We start from the raw sequence: 18451 nt of genomic DNA on the forward strand, positions 1-18451 counted from the left end.
CCGGCCACGCTCTACCGATCTGAGTGGAACCAGGTAATTCAGCTCGCGTCATCTGCCGGACAATGAGGTGATCTCGTGCGCCCAGAAGAGCAGGAGCTGAAGCTCTGACGTAGCGGCTGACCGGTCGCGCGCCGATCAGCCGGTGATCGGCGCGTTCACGGTCAGTACCTCCTCGCCCGCAGGTCCGTTCAGCCGGATTGAGAGCTCCCAGACACCGGTCATCGGGAAGAACTCGCCCTCGGCGACGAAGTGGCTGGGTTCCGGCTTCCGGGCGGTGATCTCCGGCATGGCATGCCCCATGGTGGGCATCACCGCGGACAGGGCCGCGCTGTTCGCGTCACCTGAAGTCAGCCGCACGTCCACGACGACGCGTCCCGTGGTCGGTCGGTCGATTGAGACGGTGGCGGCGTAGTGCGTTCCCCTGGCGGTCACCTGGAGCGGGTCGGGGGCCGAGTTTCTTCCGACGATGAGGAACGTCACCACTGCCACCGCTAGAACGGCGACGGCCACCGCAGCCCGCTTCACTGCGCGGCTCCCGATGCCGTGACGTTGATGGTGAAAGGCGCGGTCACGATGTGGTCGCCGGTCGCGTACTGCGCCCAGGCGAGGTAGCGGCCAGCCGACGGGAAGCTGAAGGTGAAGCGGAGCCGGGGGCCGGGCGTACCCATCTCGTGTACGTGGCCGAGGAAAGTGCCGTCCTGGCTGCGGACGATCAGGTGGCCGGTCATGCCCAGCCAGGGGCGTGGGGTGCCGGACGTATTGAGTTCGATCGTCGTTGGGCGGCCCGCGACGGGAGCGGCGGGCTGCATGAGCGGCGTGACGGTCTCAACGGGCGTCTCCGCCCCAACAGAAGTGTCGCCGCTGATGCTGAACTCGCCGGTGATGAGTTGCCCGCCGGAATCCTCGCGCTCCAGTTCGGCGTACGCCAGATACCGGCCCGGCCGGTCGGCTCGCATCTTGACCTCCAGCCGGCCCGGTGCCGTGCGCAGCGGATGTATATGGCGGAAATAGCGCCCGTCCTCGCTTGTGACGATCACGTGGGCGAGGGCCTCATGGTGCAGGACGAGGTCGTCCACGGGCCTGCCGGTGGAGCCGTCGACCAGGTCGAGCCGTAACGTGAACTCCTCTCCGGCGGCCGGGCGGGCCGGGAGCGTCGCCATCCGGCCCTGCGCGAACGGGCGGCCGCCGGTCTGCGCCCCCGACGCTGCCCCAGCTCCCGCACCCGCTCCCACCGTCGGCGCCACCGTGGGTGGGGCGCCGTCGGGTGGGGCGGCGGGGAGTAGTGGCTCGAAGATGACGACCATGGCGGCGACCGTCAAACCGATCGCGGCGCCGCCGCTCAGTAGCATCGCCTGATTGCGGCGGGCCAGTGCTCCGGTGAGTAGGCCGCCGATCATCAGTAGGGCCGCCACCAGCAGGCCGCCGTAGATCAGTAGCTCTATCGCCGACCCGCGGTCCACCAGGACGCGGAACGGCACCACGGCGGTCTCGTTCCCCGCCCGTAGCGTGAGCTCGTGCGGGCCCGTCCGGTCCACCGTGAGCTGCGTGTACTGAGGCTCGTACGCGGCCCGCGCCACGCCCGTCACCGTACGCCCGTCCGCGACCGAGCGCAGCTCCAGGGCGACCGGCAGGTCGGTCACCGGCTGGAAGGCGATGACACCGACCTGCAAAGGCCCGGGCACCCGCTTCGTACCCTTGATCACGATGGTGAGCTCCGTGCCCGCGATCGTCTGGGCGATCCGCAGATCCGCTCCGACCGTGACATTGTGCGCGGCGGCCGGAGCGGCGCCCGCCAGCATCAGTACGGCGGCCAGACAGAGGACCCGGAGGACTCGGATCATGCCCGGTCGGCGTCGGCCGTGCTGGGCGGAACCGGCTCGGCGTCGGCCGTGCTGGGCGGAACCGGCTCCGCGTCGGCCGCGCTGGGCCGAACAGGCTCGGCAGTGACCGCGTTGGGCAGGAACAGCGCCCCGAGCGCGAGCCCGACCAGTCCGGCCACGACCGGCGCGCCGGTCCACAACTCGGTGACAGTGGGCAGCCCGCCGCCCGCCACCGACGCCGCCCCGATGTACAGCGACCAGGTGAGGAAGCCCGACAACCCGGCGAACGCCCAGTAAGCGCCCCGTCGCTCGCCCGAGGGCTTCAGCCACAGAATCAGCAGATCGCTCACGAGGCCCGCGGCCACGAACGTCAGCAGCACCGGCAGGTTCCCGAACGCGGTCTGCGCGCCCGACATCAGGATGCCCACCGCGTGCAGGATGGTCACGCTGCCGAACGGAAGGCGCCAGCGGCGCGCCAGCAGCAGTACGGGGGCGAGCGTGACGACGTTGCTGATGACCATGCCGCTGGCCAGCCGGTCGGCGCCCTGGTCGTGCATGTCGGAGAAGGCCCTGACAATGCCCTGCGGGCCCCACTGGAGGGCGTCGGCGTACCCCAGGAACAGCGTCACCAGCGTGGTGGCGAACGCGAGCCCGATCAGCGCCGGGAGCATCCGGCCGAGCGAAGGGCGCGGGCCCAGGTCGGGGGCGTTCCATGCGGAGCGGAGCGGTGTGGTGATGATGAGGAGCATCGTCACGATCAGCCCGAGGTGCGAGGGGCTGAACAGGATGTTGATGGTGGTCTCGATGCCGAGGAAGGTGTGCCACATCATGTCCAGGAGCCCGAAGACGGCGAACCCGGGAATCGCGAGCAGCCCGGCCAGGTAGCCGGTGGGCACCGCCGCGACCCCCTGGCGGCCGGTCTGGACGTTGCGCCATACCTGCCAGATGATCCAGCCGGAGACCACGGCGAACCCCGAATAGAACGCCGCATGCCAAGGCGTGAAGAACGTCTCCAGCTGCGTCAGGTTCGAGTGCGCCCAGGCGTCGATCATCAAGCCGATGCCGAACCAGACGCCCAGCAGCGCGGTGACCAGGTCCGTTCTGGGTGACACCCACCCGCGCTGCTCTCCCGAGTCCGCGAGTAATCGCCGTATCCCAGTGTTGGTCACTGCCATGTCGAGACTCCCTTCTCCTAGATCGAATAGATCGGGTAGCTCGAATCCTGGCAGACGGAGCTGGGAGATGAGTGCCCGGGCGATGATCTTCACTAAGGTCGATCGTCATCGTCACGCATGGTTGCGCACTTCGTACGAGGCCATGCCAAGCCGTGTGAAGATCGGGGTTGACAACGATGTCATACGCGGCACTTGATAGTTCTATGTCCGCACCGCTGCTGGAAGCCCGCGGGATCGTCAAGAGTTACGGCCACGTGGAGGCGCTGCGCGGCGCGGACTTCGCGCTGCTCCCCGGCGAGGTCGTCGCGTTGGTCGGTGACAACGGCGCCGGGAAGTCGACGCTGGTCAACATCCTTTCGGGCGCCGAAGGGCCGGACGCCGGTGAGATCGTCGTGGATGGCGAGCCGGTGGAGTTCGGGTCGGTGGAGGAGGCCAGGGATGCCGGGATCGAGACGGTCTATCAGGATCTCGCGCTGTGTGCTGATCTGAGCCCGGCGGCCAATTTCTTTCTCGGCAGGGAACTGCTTCACAAGGGGCTGCGCGGTCGGCTCGGGCTGCTCGACAACGCGGCCATGCGCGCCCGTACCAGAGAGGCCTGTGAAACGCTCGGGGTGCGGCTCAAATCGCAGAGTGCGCCTGTTTCCACGTTGTCGGGTGGGCAGAGGCAGGGGGTCGCGGTCGCGCGGGCGGTGACGTGGGCGCGCAGGGTGGTGTTCATGGACGAGCCGACCGCCGCGCTCGGGGTGGTGCAGACGCAGAAGGTGCTCGATCTCATCCGCCGGGTGCGGGACACCGGGGTGGCGGTGGTGCTGGTCAGTCACAACATGCAGGACGTCAAGGCAGTGTCTGATCGGGTTGAGGTGCTGCGGCTCGGGCGGCGGGTGGCCAGGTTCGAGACGGCGCGGGTCTCGATGGAGGATCTGGTCGGCGCCATGACGGGCGCCATCGAACAAGCCACTGAGGAAGCGCTCTCGGGTCAAGGCGCTGAGCAAGCCTCCGGTCAAGCGACTGAGCCGGTCAAAGGCCAAGCCGCTGAGCCAGCGGAGGGCCAAGCCGCTGAGCAAGCGACGACCGACCAGCCGGAAATACAAAGGTGAGCGTTGTGCGGAGGCCCAAGTGAGCGTAGTTGAAACGCCGCCCGAAGCGAGCGCCCCCGAGAAGACCCGCCTGCGCGACCGCCAAGTCATCTGGATCGCCGCCGTCCTAGCCGCCCTCCTGGTCCTCTTCTCGATCCTGCGCCCAACCAGCTTCGCCACCTCCTTCAACCTCCTCAACCTCGTCAGCGACGCCGCCATCCTGCTCCTCCTCGCCACCGGCATGACCTACGTGATCATCACCGCGGGCATAGACCTCTCCGTCGGCGGTGTGCTGGTGTTCAGCGCGGTCGCGGCCACCAAGCTCATGGACGCCACCGGCTCACTCCTGCTCGGCGCCGCCACCGCCGTACTGACCGGCCTGGCCTGGGGGCTGCTGAACGGCTTTCTGATCGCCAAGGGCCGCATTCCTGCGCTGATCGTGACGCTCGGCACGCTGGGCATGTCGCTGGGCGGCGCGCTGCTGCTGACCGGCGGCGTGGACCTGCGCGCGCCCGGCGACCTCAACCTCGGCCTGGGGCTGGCGCGCTGGCTCGGCGTGCCGGTGATCGCGTGGATCTGCGCCGCGATCACCGCCGTGCTCGGCGTCACGCTGACACGCACCCGGTTCGGCCGTCACACGTACGCGATCGGCTCCAACGCCAAGGCGGCCCGCCGTGGCGGCGTGGCCGTGAACAAACATTTGATCAAGGTGTACGGCCTGGCGGGGCTGCTGGCGGGCCTGGCCGGGTACCTGTCGCTCGCCAAGTACGGGATCACCGGCGTCTCCGCCCACTCCACCGACAACCTGCAGGCCATCGCGGCCGTGGTGATCGGCGGCACCTCGCTGTTCGGCGGCGTGGGGACCGTGGTCGGGACCGTCATCGGGGTGTTCATCCCGGTGGTGCTGCAGAACGGGTTCCAGATTCTCGGGGTGCGGCCGTTCTGGCAGCAGGTGGTGGTGGGCGCCGTGCTCGTCGCCGCCGTCTATGTCGACCAGTGGCAGCGCGGCAGGCGCGACCAGTAAGGAGACAGGCATGCGTAAGGCTCTGGCACTCGCGACGCTGTTGTTCACCGTCGCGGCTTGTGGTGGTGGTGGGACATCAACCCAGAGTGGGCCCACCAAGATAACGCTCGTCCAGGGGCTGGCCGGCGAGGAGTTCTACGAGACCATGGCCTGTGGCGCGAAGGCCAAGGCCAAGGAGCTGGGTGTGCAGCTCGACGTACAGGGGCCGCAGAAGTTCGACCCGACGTTGCAGACGCCGATCGTCAACTCGGTGATCGCCAGCAAGCCCAACGCCATGCTGATCGCGCCGACCGACGTGAAGGCGCTGATCGCGCCGCTCACCCAGGCCAAGCAGCAGGACATCAAGATCATTCTGGTGGACACGGTGGTCGAGGACCCGAGCATCGGGCTGTCCCGGATCAGTACCGACAACGTCAAGGGCGGCGCCGCCGCCGCGAAGGCGCTGGCCGAGCAGATCGGCGACAAGGGCAAGGCGCTGGTCATCTCCACCGACCCGGGTGTCAGCTCGGTGGACGCCCGGATCAAGGGGTTCGAGGAGGAGATCAAGGCCAGCCACCCGGGGATCTCCTATCTCGGCGTGCAGTACTCGCACAATGACGTCAGCGAAGCCTCCAAGATCGTCAACGCCGCGCTGGCCAAGGACCCGGACCTGGCCGGCATCTTCGCCACCAACCTCAACTCCGCCACCGGCGCGGGCTCCGCGCTCCAGCAGGCGGGCAAGCTGGACAAGGTGAAGATGGTCGGCTTCGACGCCGGTCCCGCACAGGTCAAGCAGCTCCAGGACGGCGTCGTGTCCGCCCTGATCGCCCAGTTGCCCGGCGAGATCGGCGCCAAGGGCGTCGAGCAGGCCGTCGCCGCGGTGAAGGGCCAGCCGGTCACCGCCTCCATCCCGACCGACGCCACGATCGTCACCAAGCAGAACCTGAACACCCCCGAGATCCAGAAGATCCTCTACAAGGCCGGCTGCTGAGGGCCGATAGGCTGACCCGGTGCGGAGTACGAACCGGGCCGAGCAGGCAGACCAGCGCAGGGCCGAGCTCCTGGAGGCCACCCGCAAGGTGGTCCTGGAGCGCGGCCTGGCCCACACCCGGATCGCCGACATCGCCAAGTCGGTGAACGTCAGCGGCGGCCTCATCCACTATCACTTCGCCACCAAGGACGAGCTGATCACCGCAATGCTGCGGGCCACCCTCGACATCGAGGGCGCCCGCCTGGGGGAGCTGGCGGCCGGCCCCGGCACCGCGGTCGAGCGCCTGGACCGGGTTCTCCGCTATTACATCCCGGAGTCCCGTTCCGACCAGAGCTGGCTGCTGTGGATCGACGCCTGGAACACCGCCCTCCGCGAGCCGGCGGTCAGCGAGATCATGCTGGAGCTCGAGTCGGCGTGGCTGGGGGCCCTCGCTCAGGTCCTCGCGGACGGTACGGAGTCAGGCGAGTTCAGCTGCGAAGACCCGGCGGCCTCGGCCGAGCGCATCGACGCCATGCTGGACGGCCTGGTCATCCGCTACACGCTCCACCCGGCGGTCCTGACCCGCTCCCGCCTGCTGGACCACGCGCACACGGCGGCGGCCAGAGAGGCCGGGATCGAGCCTTCGTCGTTCGAGTAGGGAAGGCGCTTTCCCGACGGGCCTTAAAAAAGGGGCTACGCGGGCAGTGCGGCCAGGAGGAAGGCCAGCCGGGCGGCCGCGCCCTCGACGTCGTCCGTCGTGCCGAGCCGATAGCCCCACGAGGTGAGGAAACTCCCGCCCTCGGAAAGGGTGACGGTTTCGGCCAGGTTCGCGGAGAAGCGATTGCGCACGGACACATAAGCGGGGTCGCTGGAAAGAGCGACGTTCTGAATCGCCAGGTCGGCGTGTCGTCGCGCATACCACGCGAACCGCTCGAGGCTGAGCGCGGTGTCGAGCATCATGCATCACCTCCGCAACGTCTCGCGACAGAATTGCACGATCTTGTGGTGGGAGGCAAGCAATTGCGATGGTTAATGTGAGGATTGTTTCCGATACCCGTCAAGAATGCGGATGATGACGTCCCGTCCAGCTTCGTCGAACTCGGCGCACTTCGCGTAGTCCTCGAACGCCCGCACGTAGAAGGCGATGTCGTCGGGGTCGCGCAGCACCAGGTCCTTCGTCATGGTGGCCAGGCCGATCATGGCCTCGTTGTAGATCCAGAACCCGTTGATCGGCGAGGAGGGGATCTCGGTGTCGAACGGGATGACCCCGAACTCCACGTTCGGCAGCGTGCTCACCGCCAGCAGCCGGTCGAGCTGGCCGTGCATGACGTCGAGCGGCGCGATCCGGGTGCGCAGCGCCGACTCCGTCACGACGAACCTGAACGTACGGCTGCGGTCATAGAGGATCTCCTGGCGCTGCATCCGTACGCGAACGGCCGCGTCGATCTGGTCGGCGGCGCTGTAGAGGCGCTTGACCTTGCGGAAGACGTGCCTTGCGTACTCGGAGGTCTGCAGCAGCCCGATGACGATCGCCGGCTCGAACACCCGGAAGAGCTTGGTGCGGGCCTCCAGGTCGCGGATGTCCTCCTGGAGCGCGGCCAGGCCGCTGCGGTGCCGCTGCTTCCAGTCGTCGTGCCGCTCCAGCAGCGCGATGGACTGCCGGATCAGGTCGTCGGCCGTCTCCGAAGACGCCTGTACGGCAGCCGCCCAGACGACCACGTCGTCCTCTGTGGCGGTCTGCCGGGCGTTCTCCAGGCGTGAGACCTTCGACGGCTGCCACCGCAGCCTTTCGGCGAGCTCTTTGCCCGAAAGGTGGGCGGCTTCGCGCAACTGGCGGAGCTGGCTGCCGAGGTCGACGCGCGCCTGCTGAAACGACGTCACCGCATGAGGCTAGACCGGGTTGCGTGGATCATGCCAGACCCGGTCTGCAATTGTGATCAATCGGTCGCTGGGGGTGTCCCGTCCCTGCTCGGGAAAGCGGTTACCGGAGTTTCGGCCAGGACTCGGCGGGCTATTTCGGTAATGAGCTCGCGGGGTACCTCCACTGCCGTCTCGCCATCGAGGATGTCGCGAAGGTCCGCGAGTGCTTCTTTGTCGGTGAGTTCGAGGCCCTGAACGACGATCGTGCCCCGATCGGTCTCGTACAGGGTGGGGCAGGCGCCCGCCTCCGAGGTGGAGCCGAGGAACCGCATCCGCATATCTATCCTTCCCCGAGCATCAACTGCAATTGCGCGCAATTGTATGACTCAGGCGGACATAAGTGATCGTTTTGGGAAAAATCGGTATTTAGAGCAGCCCTCCCATGAACTCCTGGGCCCTCGCGAACAGGGCCAGCGTGGTGGCGTGCAGCCGATCCCCGATGTCCTTGGGGGCCCGGCCCGCGCAGGCCCTGGCATGCGTGCCCTCCAGCACGATGCCCAGCTTGAAGCAGGCCAGCACGGCGTACCAGTCGATGGCCGACAGGTCGCGCTCCGACAGCGCCGCGTAGTAGGCGACGAGCTCTCCCGGCGGTGGCAGGCCCGGGACGTGCTCGTTGTTCGATGGCCAGGTGGCCAGCAGCCAGCCCAGGTCGAGCAGCGGGTCGCCGATGGTGCACATCTCCCAGTCGACGATCGCCGCCACCCGGGGGCCGTCGTGGGCGAACATCAGGTTCGCGAAGTGGTAGTCGCCGTGCATGACCCCCGGCGTGAACGTCGCGGGCCGGTGCCGCTCCAGCCACTCGGCCGTCTCGGCGAGGCGCGGGATGTCGGGTCCGGGGTAGCCGTCGAGCCGGCCGTACGAGTCGAGCTCCCTGAGCCAGCGCGGCACCTGCCGTTCGAGGAACCCCTCAGGCCGGCCGAAGCCGGGCAGCGCGGCGGGATCGACGCGTCCCAGCTCGGCCAGCGCGCCCGCCGCCTCCAACCCCATCCGGTGCCGGATCGCCGGGTCGGAGGCGTGCGGCTCAGGCAGTCCGTTCGACGGGTTGAAGCCGTCGACCGGCTCCATCAGGTAGTAGACCGGCTCGTCCGCCGTCTGCGCGGCCACCAGCCTCGGCGCGGGCACCGGGGTGTCGCGCAGCGCCGCGAGCACCCGCGCCTCCCGGCGCAGCACCTCGTTGCTCTGCTGCCGCGCGTGCAGGGGCGGTCTGCGCAGGATGTACGGGGTGCCGCCGCGTTCGAAGCGGACCATGACGTTCTGCGTGCCGCCGAGGACCGGGACGGCGTCGCCGATGTCGCCGCCGGGCAGGCCCTGGGCGTCCATCCAGGCGCCGAGCGCGCCGAAGTCGATGGCGCCGACGTCGATGTGGGTGGAGGTCATCGCTGCCCTTTAGTAGAATGAAGTTCTAGTACCTTATGAGAGGCACGTTCGGCCGGTCAACCGAGCGCCTGCATGTACGGCAGGAACTGGCGGGCCCGGTCGCCAGGAAGCTCGCCGCCCAGCACCATGAGCGAGACCGGCCACGGGTTGCCGATCCCGTGCGCATCCGCCCACTTGATCAGGCCGTCCTTGGCCAGGTCGATATCCAGTCGCACGACGCCGCCCATGTCCAGGGCCAGGTCGCCGATCAGCGCTTCGGCGGTCGCCTGGTCGCGTGCCACGACAGGGCCGATGACCACGTTGCCGTCGTTGCGCCACGCCTGCCCGAACCCGCCTTCGGCGACCCGTACCTGCTCCCCGAAACCGAACATGCGGCGCAGCAGCGGCGACCTGTCCATGCCGAACACCTCCGCGTCCAGCGCCAGGATCGCGCCGAGATCCTCCTGCGTGGCGGGCCTGGTCCGGCCGGAACGCTCGCCCTGGAAGACACCGGTATGCGCGGCGACCCTGCCGACGGTACGGAAGCCGAGCCGCTCGTACAGCGGGCGCCCGTTCTCGGTCGCGTGCAGCCAGACGACGCGGTCTCCCGCCTGCCGCAGCACATGCTCCATCAGCTTGCCGGCCAATCCCTGCCTGCCGTACCTGGAGGCGGTGAGGACCATGCTGATCACGGCGTGGTCGTGGCCGTAGCGGGTCAGGATGGTCGTCGCGGCGAGGCCGTCGCCGTCGGGCGCGTCGATCCCGTACACCTCGCCGACCTCGAACAGCAGCCCCCACTTGTGCCGCTCGGGCGGCCACTCGCGGTCCTGGGCCAGGCGGGTGCAGGCGTCGAGGTCGGCTCGGGACAGCAGGCGCGGGTTCATGCCGCACATCTTTCCTGGTCCTCGGCCGCTCGTTCAAAACGATTTACTAGGCGTGTGGAATGCGTGGTGGCGGTCGATGTGGGTGGGACGACGCTGAAGGGCGGCCTCGTCGGCCGCGACGGGACTCCGCTGTACGTGGAGCGCCGGGCCACACCGCGCGCCGAGGGCCCCGAAAGGGTGATCGCCGCCATCTCGGCGTTCGTCACGGACCTGTCCCGCGCACGCTCTTCCGGTGGTGGGGTTCTGGAGCCGGTCGCGGTGGGGCTGGCCGTGCCGGGGCTGGTGACGGCGACGCACGCGGTGTTCTCTGCCGCGATCGGCTGGCGCGACGTCCCCGTTGAGGCATTCACCGAGGTCGACCTACCGGTCGCGCTCGGCCACGACGTCCGCTCGGCGGGGGAGGCCGAACTGGCGTACGGCGGCGGGTCGGGAGACGTGCTGTACCTCCCCATCGGCACCGGCATCGCGGGCGCGGTGGTCCTTTCCGGCAGCCTGTACGGCGGAGCCGCCGGCTGGGCCGGCCAGATCGGCCACATCCCGGTACGGCCCGACGGTCTCCTCTGCGCCTGTGGCCAGCGCGGCTGCCTGGCGGCGTACGCCTCGGCCTCGGCCATCGCGGCCCGCTGCGGCGAGAACTCCGCCGCCGACGTGGTCGCCCGCGTGCTGACGGGCGACGCCCAGGCCGTGGCGGTCTGGGACGAGGCGGTGGAGGCGCTGTCCCTGGCCCTGGCCACGTACACGCTGCTGCTCGACCCGGACCTGGTCGTCATCGGCGGCGGCCTCTCGCTGGCGGGCGACACTCTGATCGGGCCTCTCCGAGAACGGCTGCCGGACCTGCTCACCTTCCGTCGTCCACCGGCCCTGCGCGTCTCGGCCCTCGGCGTCCACGCGGGTCTCCTGGGCGCGGGCCTCCTGGGCTGGCGCGCCCAGGAGGCTCACGTATGACTCTGACCTATCGGCTGATGACACGCTCCGGCGTGTCCAGCCAGATGTGCTGGCCCTCGGGGGTGACCGTCATGCCGAACCGGTCACGGTCGGGCTCGCCCCAGCTCACCCACCGGAAGTAGGCGTCCTCGGCCTCCTGCCACACGGCCCGGTCGCCGATCTGGAAGACCTCGTAGTCGTCCCCCTTCAGCTCCCAGGTCGCCGCCGCCCACCGGTCGCTGTCGCCGATAACCCACATGCGATAGAAATCAGCCTCGCGGTAGGTGCGAGATTGCAGGCCGGTAAGCGTCGACATCGCCAGGTCGGCTCCGGCCGGTGCGTAGGCGAGGGTGCGCGGGTCGATCCTGGTGGTGGACAGTTGCGCCTGGTCGGGGTCGAAGTCGCCGATTTCGACCAACCGCTGGGAGCGCATCATCATGTACGAGGCGAAGCCGGGGAAGCGGCCGATCGCCGTGCCGTCCGGCCTGACCACGAGCCGCAGCGCATTGTTGAGGCCGAAGCCGGGACAGTATGGGGCGACGATCACCGCGCCGGGCCGGGACTGTGCTATCCAGGCGTAGGGCACGGTGTGGATGCCGCACGTGACATGCACCCGATCGAAAGGGGCGTGGCCGGGGAAGCCGTACGCGCCATCGCCGACGAGAAGATGCGGCTGTACTCCGGCGGCGACGAGGTTCTTGGCCGCTTGTTCGGCGTTGGCCCTGTCGATCTCGATCGAGGTGACGTTGGTCGCGCCGACCACGTGGGAGAGCAGAGCGGCGGTCCAGCCGGTGCCGGTGCCCACCTCGAGCACCCGATGGCCGGGTTCGGGGTCCAGCCATTGGAGCAGGTCGGCTACGGTGCTGGGCGCGGAATTGGACGAGGTGGAGCCTCTGGCGCCGAGCTGGATCTCGGTGGCACCGTCATCGAGCTGGGTGACGAGCACGCTGTCGGAGTAGACCACCTCCCACCAGGTATCGGGGTCGGCGTCGCGGTCGATGATGCTCTCACGCTCCTCCAGCCCGACGAACGCCTGAGCGATCGACGGGATGAACAGGTGACGGGGAACGGCTCGCAGCGCGCTGAGCACCCACTTGCTGCGTGGGGAAACGGCCATGATCTCGTCGAGCATCCGCTCGATTCGGCCGGGGGCGTTCACTTCTTGTCCCCGTTGTCTTTGTTGTCCTTGTTGTCGCCCTTTCCGCCGCTGTGTTTGCCGTTTCCGCCGCACAAGGTGTCTTCGTCCTTGGCCTTGGGGGCAATGTACGGCTTGTACTTCTTGGGGTCGCCTTCGTGCTTACCCATGACGATCTCCGTCGCCTAGTTAGCGACTCCGCATAGTCATCCCGCCGGTAACAATAAGACTACGGACTGTGATCAGGCAAGTGGATTCCGCTTTCAGGCCAGCAGCATCGCCGGCACGTCGACCGGCTGGGCGCGTAGCTGCTCGCCAAGGGCCTTGGCCTGGGGGTCCATGCGAGGACTGGCCGCCACGCCCCTACCCAGCAGGCCATGGACGACGAAGTTGAGCGCGTGGAGGTTCGGGAGCTCATAACGGGTGATCCGATGGGCCGCCAGCTCGGGGAGGAGCTCCTTTAGGCGGTCCGTAGTCAGGTGCGCCGCCAGCCAGTCGTACCGCTCCGCCGTGTCGACCCAGACCCCCAGGTTGGCGTTGCCGCCCTTGTCTCCCGAACGGGCACCCGCCAGGCGGCCCAGCGGGGTGCGAACCGCCGGCTGGGCGCCTGAGACCCGCGCCGGGGGCCGCCGCACGTCGTCGGCCCGCTGTGACCGCGGAGACGGGGAGGCGGTGGGAGCCATTGACTCACGGTCCGTGACTGCCGGCACCTCCTCGCCGTCCAGGAAGACCCGGGCCCGCACCTCCGCGGCCGGTATCAGCACCGGCCAGTACACCCCGTACGGCGACGCGTTGCCCGGCGGGGTGAGACCGTAGAAGCCGGGATAACCGGCCAGCCCCGTCTCCACCACGGCCGAGGAGAAGGCGCGGCCGGCCCGGCGCTGGTCGGCGTCCATGACCGTGATCCGCAGCAGCCCCCCGTCCGCGAGCGTGACGTCCACCGAGTCGAACGACTCCTTCGGCACCCTGGCCCAGATCGCCTCCTCCGCCACGCGGGCCTTGGCCTCGATGTCCAGGCCCGTCAGGACCAGCGTCATCGTGTTGCGGTAGCCGGCCAGGTAGTTGACCGCGACCTTGAGCGTGCCGGGCGGCGGCTCGCCGCGTACGCCGGAGACGCGCACCCGGTCGGGGCCGTCGTCCGACAGCGTGATGGTGTCGAAGCGGGCCACGACGTCGGGCCCGAGGTAGCGGGGGCCGGCGATCTCATAGACGAGCTGGGCCGTCACCGTGCCGATCGAGACCAGGCCGCCGGTCCCCGGGTGCTTGGTGATCACGGAGGAGCCGTCGGCGTGCAGCTCGGCGACGGGGAAGCCGCAGTGCGCCAGATCCGGTACGTCCTGGAAGAACGCGTAGTTGCCGCCCGTGGCCTGGCAGCCGCATTCGATGATGTGGCCCGCGACCACCGAGCCCGCCAGGGGATCGAGGTCGCCGGGTGCCCAGCCGTACCGCCAGATGCCGGGACCCGTGACCAGGGCGGCGTCCGTGACGCGGCCGGTCACCACGACGTCGGCGCCGGCCGACAGGGCCGCCGCGATCGGGCGGCCGCCCAGGTAGGCGTTGGCGGTCAGGGGCGTCGCGGTGAGCTTCTCGCCGGTGTCGGCGTTGGTCAGGTCCAGGTCGCGGCCGGTGAGGTCGTCGCCGGTGACGTGGGCGACCCTGGGGGAGAGGCCGAGGCGGGCGGCGAGCTCGTGTACGGCGGCGGCGCACCCGGCCGGGTCCAGCCCGCCGGCGTTGGTCACGATTTTTATGCCTTTATCGAGGCAAGTGCCGAGGACCTCTTCGAGCTGGGTCAGGAACGTCGGCGCGTAGCCGGGGCGGCCCTTGAGGCGGTTGCCGGCCAGGATGAGCATCGTCAGCTCCGCCAGCCAGTCACCCGTGAGCACGTCGATCGGCCCGCCCTCGACCATCTCCCGCGCGGCCGACAGCCGGTCACCGTAGAAGCCGCTGCAGTTGGCGATGCGCAAGGTCATACGCCGGGAACCCATTTGGCCGGGCGCTTGCCCATGAAGGCCGCGATGCCTTCCTGACCCTCCTCAGAGGTGAAGCGCTGGGCGGACAGCGCGGTCATCTGCCGCAGCCCCTCCTCGAACGAAACCTGTGGCAGCTCCCTGACCAGCCGCTTCGTGATGGCCAGCGCCTCGGGGCCGCCCTTGAGCAGCATCCCGGCATAGTGCCGCACGGTCGCGTCGAGCTCCTCGGCGGGTACGGCCCGCGTCAGCAGCCCGATCTCCACCGCCCTGGCCGCGTCGAACACCTCGCCGGTCAGGAAGTATTCGGCCGCCGCCCGAGGATCGAGCCTTCGCAGGACCGGCACGGAGATCATCGCGGGCACCACGCCGAGCCGTACCTCCGTGAACGCGAAGGAGGCCGTCACCGGCGCGATGGCGAAGTCGCACGCGGCCACCAGGCCGAGCCCGCCCGCGCGGGCGGTGCCGTTCAGGCGGCAGATGACCGGCTTCGGGCTCTCCCAGATCAACGAGAGGATCTCCGGGAACGACGCCGTCACCGGCGCGTCGCCGACCCCGGAAGCGGGCTCGACGCGCTGCTCCTTCAGGTCGGCGCCCGAGCAGAACACCGGGCCCGCGCCGGTCAGCACGATCACCCGGACCTCCGGCTCGGTCAGCGCCCAGTTCAGCCGGCGTTCCAGGTCGCCGAGCAGCCGCACGGACAGCGCGTTCCTGTTGGCCGGCGAATCCAGCGTGATGGTCGCGATGCCGCCGGCCAGCTCCTTGTGGACCAGGCTCGTCATGAGTCCCCTTCCCGGATGATCGCCAGCACGGCGCCCGCCTCGACCTGCTGCCCCTTCTCGACGTGTACGCCGGAGACGACGCCCTCGGCGGGCGCGGCGATCTGATGCTCCATCTTCATCGCCTCCAGCACCAGCACCGCCTGGCCCTTCGTCACGCGGTCACCCGGCTCGACCTCGACCCGCAGCACGCTACCCGGCATGGGAGCGAGGAGTGAGCCGGGCGCGACCTGCTCGACGGGCTCGGGCAGCCGGGGTACGAGCGTCAGCTCGACGGAACCGCTGGGGGAGCCGACGCAGACCTTCCCGTCGTAGTGGGCGATGTCGAACGTGTGCCGTACGCCCCCGCTTTCCAGGACGATTCTGGACGGGTCCGCATGGACCAGCTCGATTCCGTCGGGGAGTGGCTCGTAGACGACCTCGGCCTCGTCGAAGACGGCGCGCGAGGGCTGCGACCGGACGTTGCGCCAGCCGGAGGGCAGGCTGCGCAGGACCGGCGCGGCGGCCCGGTTGGCGGCGGCCTGTGCCAGGGCGGCGGCCAGCACGGCCAGCTCATCGAGGCGTCTCAGGCCGTGCTGGTGTCCGTCCAGGAACCCGGTGTGCGTGTCTCCGGCCCTGAAGTCAGGATTTGTCAGGACGCTAAGCAGCAGATCCCTGTTTGTGGTGAGCCCGTGGATTCGAGCGCGTCGCAGCGCGGTCGTCAGCTTCCGTACCGCCTCATCCCGGGACGAGCCATGAGCGATCACTTTGGCGAGCATCGCGTCGTAATGAGCGGAGACGACCGACCCGGCCTCCACCCCCGAATCAACCCGTACGTCCCCGGGCACCTCGAACCGCCGCAGGACCCCGGTCTGCGGAAGATAGTCCCCGTCCTCCGCGTACAGCCGTACCTCTACCGCATGCCCATCAGGCGGCGGCGGAGAGCCCGGCAGCGCCAGCCCCTCGGCCACCTCGATCTGCAGCCGTACCAGGTCCACCCCATAGACCAGCTCGGTGACCGGATGCTCGACCTGGAGCCGGGTGTTCATCTCAAGGAAGGCCACCTGATCGCCCTTGACCAGGAACTCCACGGTCCCGGCACCGACGTATCCGATGGCCCCGGCCGCCCTGACCGCCGCCTCGCAGAGCTCGTCCCTGACTCGCTGGGTGATGCCGGGCGAGGGGCATTCCTCCACGACCTTCTGGTGCCGGCGCTGGATGCTGCACTCCCGCTCGCCGAGCGCCCACACGGTGCCGTGCCGGTCGGCCAGGATCTGTACCTCGACGTGCCTGGCGCCTTCGAGCAGCGGCTCGACGAACACGGTCCCGTCGCCGAACGCCGACTCGGACTCGCGCCGCGCCGACGCGATCTCCCGCTCCAGCTCGGCGGGGTCGCGCACCACCCGCATACCCCGCCCGCCACCACCGGCCGACGCCTTCACCAGCACGGGGAACCCTGTCACTGGGAACCCTGTCACTGGGAACGCTGTCACTGGGAACGCTGTCACTGGGAACTCCGTGACCGCCGCCGTCAGCGACGGCAGCACCGGCACCCCGGCCTCGCCCATCAGCCGTTTGGCCTCGATCTTCGACCCCATGGCCGCGATCGACTCCGGCGACGGACCCACCCACACCAGCCCGGCATCCAGCACAGCCTGGGCGAAGTCCGCGTTCTCCGACAGGAACCCATATCCCGGGTGCACGGCGTCGGCGCCGGCCGCCTGGCAGGCCGCCACGATCCGCTCGATGTCCAGATATGTCTCCGTAGGCTTGGCGCCGGGCAGCCGTACCGCGTAGTCGGCCTCGGCCACGTGCGGCGACCCGGCGTCGGCGTCGGAGAAGACGGCCACGGTCTCGATGCCGAGCGAGCGGCAGGTACGGAAGACGCGCCGGGCGATCTCGCCCCGGTTCGCGACGAGCAGACGAGTGATCACGGCCGGAACACCCCGAATCCCGCCGCCTCGGGGATCGCGGCACTGTTGATCGCCGACAGGCACAATCCCAGAACGGTCCTGGTGTCGCGGGGGTCGATCACCCCGTCGTCATAAAGCCGCCCCGACAGGAAGAACGGCAGTGACTCCGCCTCGATCTGCGCCTCCACCATCGCCCGCATGGCCGCGTCGCCCTCCTCGTCGTACACCTGACCGCGCGCCTCGGCCGAGGCCCGCCCGACGATCGACAGCACCCCGGCGAGCTGCGCGGGCCCCATCACCGCCGACTTCGCGCTCGGCCACGCGAACAGGAACCGCGGATCGTAGGCCCGGCCGCACATCCCGTAGTTTCCGGCGCCGTAGGAGGCGCCCATCACCACGGTGAGGTGCGGCACCGTCGAGTTGGACACCGCGTTGATCATCATCGCGCCGTGCTTGATGATGCCGCCCTGCTCGTAGTCCTTGCCGACCATGTAACCGGTCGTGTTCTGGAGGAACAGCAACGGAGTGCGCGACTGGTTCGCGAGCTGGATGAACTGGGTCGCCTTCTGCGATTCCTCACTGAACAGCACCCCGCGCGCGTTGGCCAGGATCCCGACCGGATAGCCGTGCAGCCGCGCCCACCCCGTCACCAGCGAGGCCCCGTACAGCGGCTTGAACTCCTCGAACTCGCTGCCGTCCACGATCCGCGCGATCACCTCGCGCGGATCGAACGGCACCTTCAGGTCCTGCGGCACGATCCCGAGGAGCTCTTCGACCGGATATCGCGGCTCTTGTACGGCCTGAGGCTGCGTGCCGAGCTTGCGCCAGTTGAGCGACCGGACGATCTGCCGCCCGATCCGCAGCGCGTCGTGCTCGTCGAGGGCCAGGTAGTCGGCCAGGCCGCTGGTGCGCGCGTGCATGTCGGCCCCGCCGAGCGACTCGTCGTCGGACTCCTCACCGGTCGCCATCTTGACCAGCGGCGGCCCGCCGAGGAACACCTTGGCCCGCTCCTTCACCATCACCACGTAGTCGCTCATTCCGGGCACGTAGGCGCCTCCGGCCGTGGAGTTGCCGAACACGAGCGCGATCGTCGGGATCCCCGCCGCCGACATTCGCGTCAGGTCCCGAAATATCCGCCCACCCGGGATGAAGATCTCCTTCTGCGTCGGCAGGTCCGCGCCACCGCTCTCCACCAGATTGACGTACGGCAGGCGATTCTGGAGCGCGATGTCGGCGGATCTGAGCGACTTCTTCAGCGTCCACGGGTTCGACGCGCCGCCTCTGACCGTGGGATCGTTCGCGGTGATCACGCACTCGACGCCCTCGATCACCCCGATCCCGGTGACCATGCTGGCGCCCACCGGGAACTCACTGCCCCACGCGGCCAGCGGCGACAGCTCCAGGAAGGGGGAGTCGGGATCGATGAGCAGCTCGATCCGCTCGCGGGCCAGCAGCTTGCCCCGTTTCCGGTGTCGTTCCACGTATTTGTCGCCGCCGCCCGCGACCGCCTTGGCCTGCTCGGCGTCGAGCTCTTCCAGCTTGTCCAGCAT

19 protein-coding genes are annotated in these 18451 nt (G+C 69.1%); 5 read left to right on the forward strand and 14 right to left on the reverse strand.

The features are described 5' to 3' along the window. Positions 1-135: 135 nt before the first annotated feature. The 3 genes from AB0B64_RS09015 to AB0B64_RS09025 are packed head-to-tail and all read right to left on the reverse strand — an operon-like array spanning position 136 to position 2995. Positions 136-525: a hypothetical protein gene (locus tag AB0B64_RS09015; RefSeq protein WP_357950980.1), complete on the reverse strand. Its 390-nt coding sequence runs from the start codon at positions 523-525 to the stop codon at positions 136-138. Then, the gene (locus tag AB0B64_RS09020; RefSeq protein WP_358175877.1) at positions 522-1841 is read right to left on the reverse strand and encodes a hypothetical protein; all 1320 of its coding nucleotides are present in this window, start codon (positions 1839-1841) and stop codon (positions 522-524) included. Before AB0B64_RS09020 ends, AB0B64_RS09015 begins: the two co-directional genes overlap by 4 nt. Further along, the gene (locus AB0B64_RS09025) at positions 1838-2995 is read right to left on the reverse strand and encodes a hypothetical protein (RefSeq protein WP_358175878.1); all 1158 of its coding nucleotides are present in this window, start codon (positions 2993-2995) and stop codon (positions 1838-1840) included. Before AB0B64_RS09025 ends, AB0B64_RS09020 begins: the two co-directional genes overlap by 4 nt. A 203-nt stretch (positions 2996-3198) precedes the next feature. On the opposite strand from AB0B64_RS09025, the gene AB0B64_RS09030 reads away from it, so the two are divergent. From AB0B64_RS09030 to AB0B64_RS09045, 4 genes are read left to right on the forward strand one after another with little or no spacing between them, the layout of a single operon-like run. Next, complete coding sequence (locus AB0B64_RS09030; RefSeq protein ID WP_358175881.1) at positions 3199-4092, forward strand: ATP-binding cassette domain-containing protein; 894 nt, start codon at positions 3199-3201, stop codon at positions 4090-4092. A 19-nt stretch (positions 4093-4111) separates the two neighbouring features. After that, the gene (locus AB0B64_RS09035) at positions 4112-5095 is read left to right on the forward strand and encodes an ABC transporter permease (protein ID WP_358175884.1); all 984 of its coding nucleotides are present in this window, start codon (positions 4112-4114) and stop codon (positions 5093-5095) included. Between the two features lie 10 nt (positions 5096-5105). Beyond that, positions 5106-6065, forward strand: a complete 960-nt coding sequence (locus AB0B64_RS09040) for an ABC transporter substrate-binding protein (RefSeq protein WP_358175887.1) — start codon at positions 5106-5108, stop codon at positions 6063-6065. A 19-nt stretch (positions 6066-6084) separates the two neighbouring features. After that, entirely contained in the window at positions 6085-6702 is a 618-nt protein-coding gene (locus AB0B64_RS09045; protein ID WP_358175890.1) for a TetR/AcrR family transcriptional regulator, read from the forward strand. A 35-nt stretch (positions 6703-6737) separates the two neighbouring features. On the opposite strand, the gene AB0B64_RS09050 is transcribed toward AB0B64_RS09045, so the two are convergent. From AB0B64_RS09050 to AB0B64_RS09070, 5 genes are all read right to left on the reverse strand, one after another. Next, complete coding sequence (locus AB0B64_RS09050; RefSeq protein ID WP_358175893.1) at positions 6738-7004, reverse strand: hypothetical protein; 267 nt, start codon at positions 7002-7004, stop codon at positions 6738-6740. Positions 7005-7073: 69 nt separating this feature from the next. Then, a complete protein-coding gene (locus tag AB0B64_RS09055; RefSeq protein ID WP_358175896.1) occupies positions 7074-7925 on the reverse strand; it encodes a helix-turn-helix transcriptional regulator in 852 nt (283 codons plus the stop codon). Between the two features lie 56 nt (positions 7926-7981). Continuing rightward, positions 7982-8242: a hypothetical protein gene (locus AB0B64_RS09060; protein WP_357950999.1), complete on the reverse strand. Its 261-nt coding sequence runs from the start codon at positions 8240-8242 to the stop codon at positions 7982-7984. An 88-nt stretch (positions 8243-8330) separates the two neighbouring features. Then, on the reverse strand, positions 8331-9341 hold the full coding sequence (locus AB0B64_RS09065) for a phosphotransferase family protein (protein WP_357951002.1): 1011 nt from the start codon (positions 9339-9341) through the stop codon (positions 8331-8333). Positions 9342-9397: 56 nt separating this feature from the next. Further along, positions 9398-10204, reverse strand: coding sequence for a GNAT family N-acetyltransferase (locus tag AB0B64_RS09070; protein ID WP_357951005.1), 807 nt, complete (start codon positions 10202-10204; stop codon positions 9398-9400). Positions 10205-10270: 66 nt separating this feature from the next. Here AB0B64_RS09070 and AB0B64_RS09075 point away from each other — a divergent pair, with 66 nt between their 5' ends. Continuing rightward, positions 10271-11149, forward strand: a complete 879-nt coding sequence (locus AB0B64_RS09075; protein ID WP_357951008.1) for an ROK family protein — start codon at positions 10271-10273, stop codon at positions 11147-11149. Positions 11150-11156: 7 nt separating this feature from the next. Here AB0B64_RS09075 and AB0B64_RS09080 read toward each other — a convergent pair whose 3' ends face one another. The 6 genes from AB0B64_RS09080 to AB0B64_RS09105 all read right to left on the reverse strand — a co-directional run bounded on the left by AB0B64_RS09080 (position 11157) and on the right by AB0B64_RS09105 (position 18451). Continuing rightward, positions 11157-12287, reverse strand: a complete 1131-nt coding sequence (locus AB0B64_RS09080; RefSeq protein WP_357951010.1) for a methyltransferase domain-containing protein — start codon at positions 12285-12287, stop codon at positions 11157-11159. Next, positions 12284-12433: a hypothetical protein gene (locus AB0B64_RS09085; RefSeq protein ID WP_357951012.1), complete on the reverse strand. Its 150-nt coding sequence runs from the start codon at positions 12431-12433 to the stop codon at positions 12284-12286. Before AB0B64_RS09085 ends, AB0B64_RS09080 begins: the two co-directional genes overlap by 4 nt. A 93-nt stretch (positions 12434-12526) precedes the next feature. Then, positions 12527-14233, reverse strand: coding sequence for an acyclic terpene utilization AtuA family protein (locus AB0B64_RS09090; RefSeq protein ID WP_357951015.1), 1707 nt, complete (start codon positions 14231-14233; stop codon positions 12527-12529). Next, the gene (locus AB0B64_RS09095; RefSeq protein ID WP_357951017.1) at positions 14230-15012 is read right to left on the reverse strand and encodes an enoyl-CoA hydratase-related protein; all 783 of its coding nucleotides are present in this window, start codon (positions 15010-15012) and stop codon (positions 14230-14232) included. The genes AB0B64_RS09090 and AB0B64_RS09095 overlap by 4 nt, the downstream gene beginning before the upstream one ends. Next, positions 15009-16922: a biotin carboxylase N-terminal domain-containing protein gene (locus AB0B64_RS09100; RefSeq protein ID WP_358175899.1), complete on the reverse strand. Its 1914-nt coding sequence runs from the start codon at positions 16920-16922 to the stop codon at positions 15009-15011. The genes AB0B64_RS09095 and AB0B64_RS09100 overlap by 4 nt, the downstream gene beginning before the upstream one ends. Continuing rightward, positions 16919-18451 (reverse strand): carboxyl transferase domain-containing protein, encoded by a 1533-nt coding sequence (locus tag AB0B64_RS09105; protein ID WP_358175994.1) that lies wholly within the window; start codon positions 18449-18451, stop codon positions 16919-16921. The genes AB0B64_RS09100 and AB0B64_RS09105 overlap by 4 nt, the downstream gene beginning before the upstream one ends.

Origin of the sequence: Nonomuraea sp. NPDC049129, assembly GCF_040648495.1 — a bacterium.
Lineage (GTDB): Bacteria > Actinomycetota > Actinomycetes > Streptosporangiales > Streptosporangiaceae > Nonomuraea.

What these genes read in the sequence shown, in the direction of transcription:
- AB0B64_RS09050 (WP_358175893.1), bottom strand. Translation starts at nt 7,004, where the DNA reads ATGATGCTCGACACCGCGCTCAGCCTCGAGCGGTTCGCGTGGTATGCG.
- AB0B64_RS09060 (WP_357950999.1), bottom strand. Translation starts at nt 8,242, where the DNA reads ATGCGGATGCGGTTCCTCGGCTCCACCTCGGAGGCGGGCGCCTGCCCC.
- AB0B64_RS09095 (WP_357951017.1), bottom strand. Translation starts at nt 15,012, where the DNA reads ATGACGAGCCTGGTCCACAAGGAGCTGGCCGGCGGCATCGCGACCATC.
- AB0B64_RS09105 (WP_358175994.1), bottom strand. Translation starts at nt 18,451, where the DNA reads ATGCTGGACAAGCTGGAAGAGCTCGACGCCGAGCAGGCCAAGGCGGTC.
- AB0B64_RS09030 (WP_358175881.1), top strand. Translation starts at nt 3,199, where the DNA reads ATGTCCGCACCGCTGCTGGAAGCCCGCGGGATCGTCAAGAGTTACGGC.
- AB0B64_RS09040 (WP_358175887.1), top strand. Translation starts at nt 5,106, where the DNA reads ATGCGTAAGGCTCTGGCACTCGCGACGCTGTTGTTCACCGTCGCGGCT.
- AB0B64_RS09085 (WP_357951012.1), bottom strand. Translation starts at nt 12,433, where the DNA reads ATGGGTAAGCACGAAGGCGACCCCAAGAAGTACAAGCCGTACATTGCC.
- AB0B64_RS09025 (WP_358175878.1), bottom strand. Translation starts at nt 2,995, where the DNA reads ATGGCAGTGACCAACACTGGGATACGGCGATTACTCGCGGACTCGGGA.
- AB0B64_RS09065 (WP_357951002.1), bottom strand. Translation starts at nt 9,341, where the DNA reads ATGACCTCCACCCACATCGACGTCGGCGCCATCGACTTCGGCGCGCTC.
- AB0B64_RS09020 (WP_358175877.1), bottom strand. Translation starts at nt 1,841, where the DNA reads ATGATCCGAGTCCTCCGGGTCCTCTGTCTGGCCGCCGTACTGATGCTG.
- AB0B64_RS09070 (WP_357951005.1), bottom strand. Translation starts at nt 10,204, where the DNA reads ATGAACCCGCGCCTGCTGTCCCGAGCCGACCTCGACGCCTGCACCCGC.
- AB0B64_RS09090 (WP_357951015.1), bottom strand. Translation starts at nt 14,233, where the DNA reads ATGACCTTGCGCATCGCCAACTGCAGCGGCTTCTACGGTGACCGGCTG.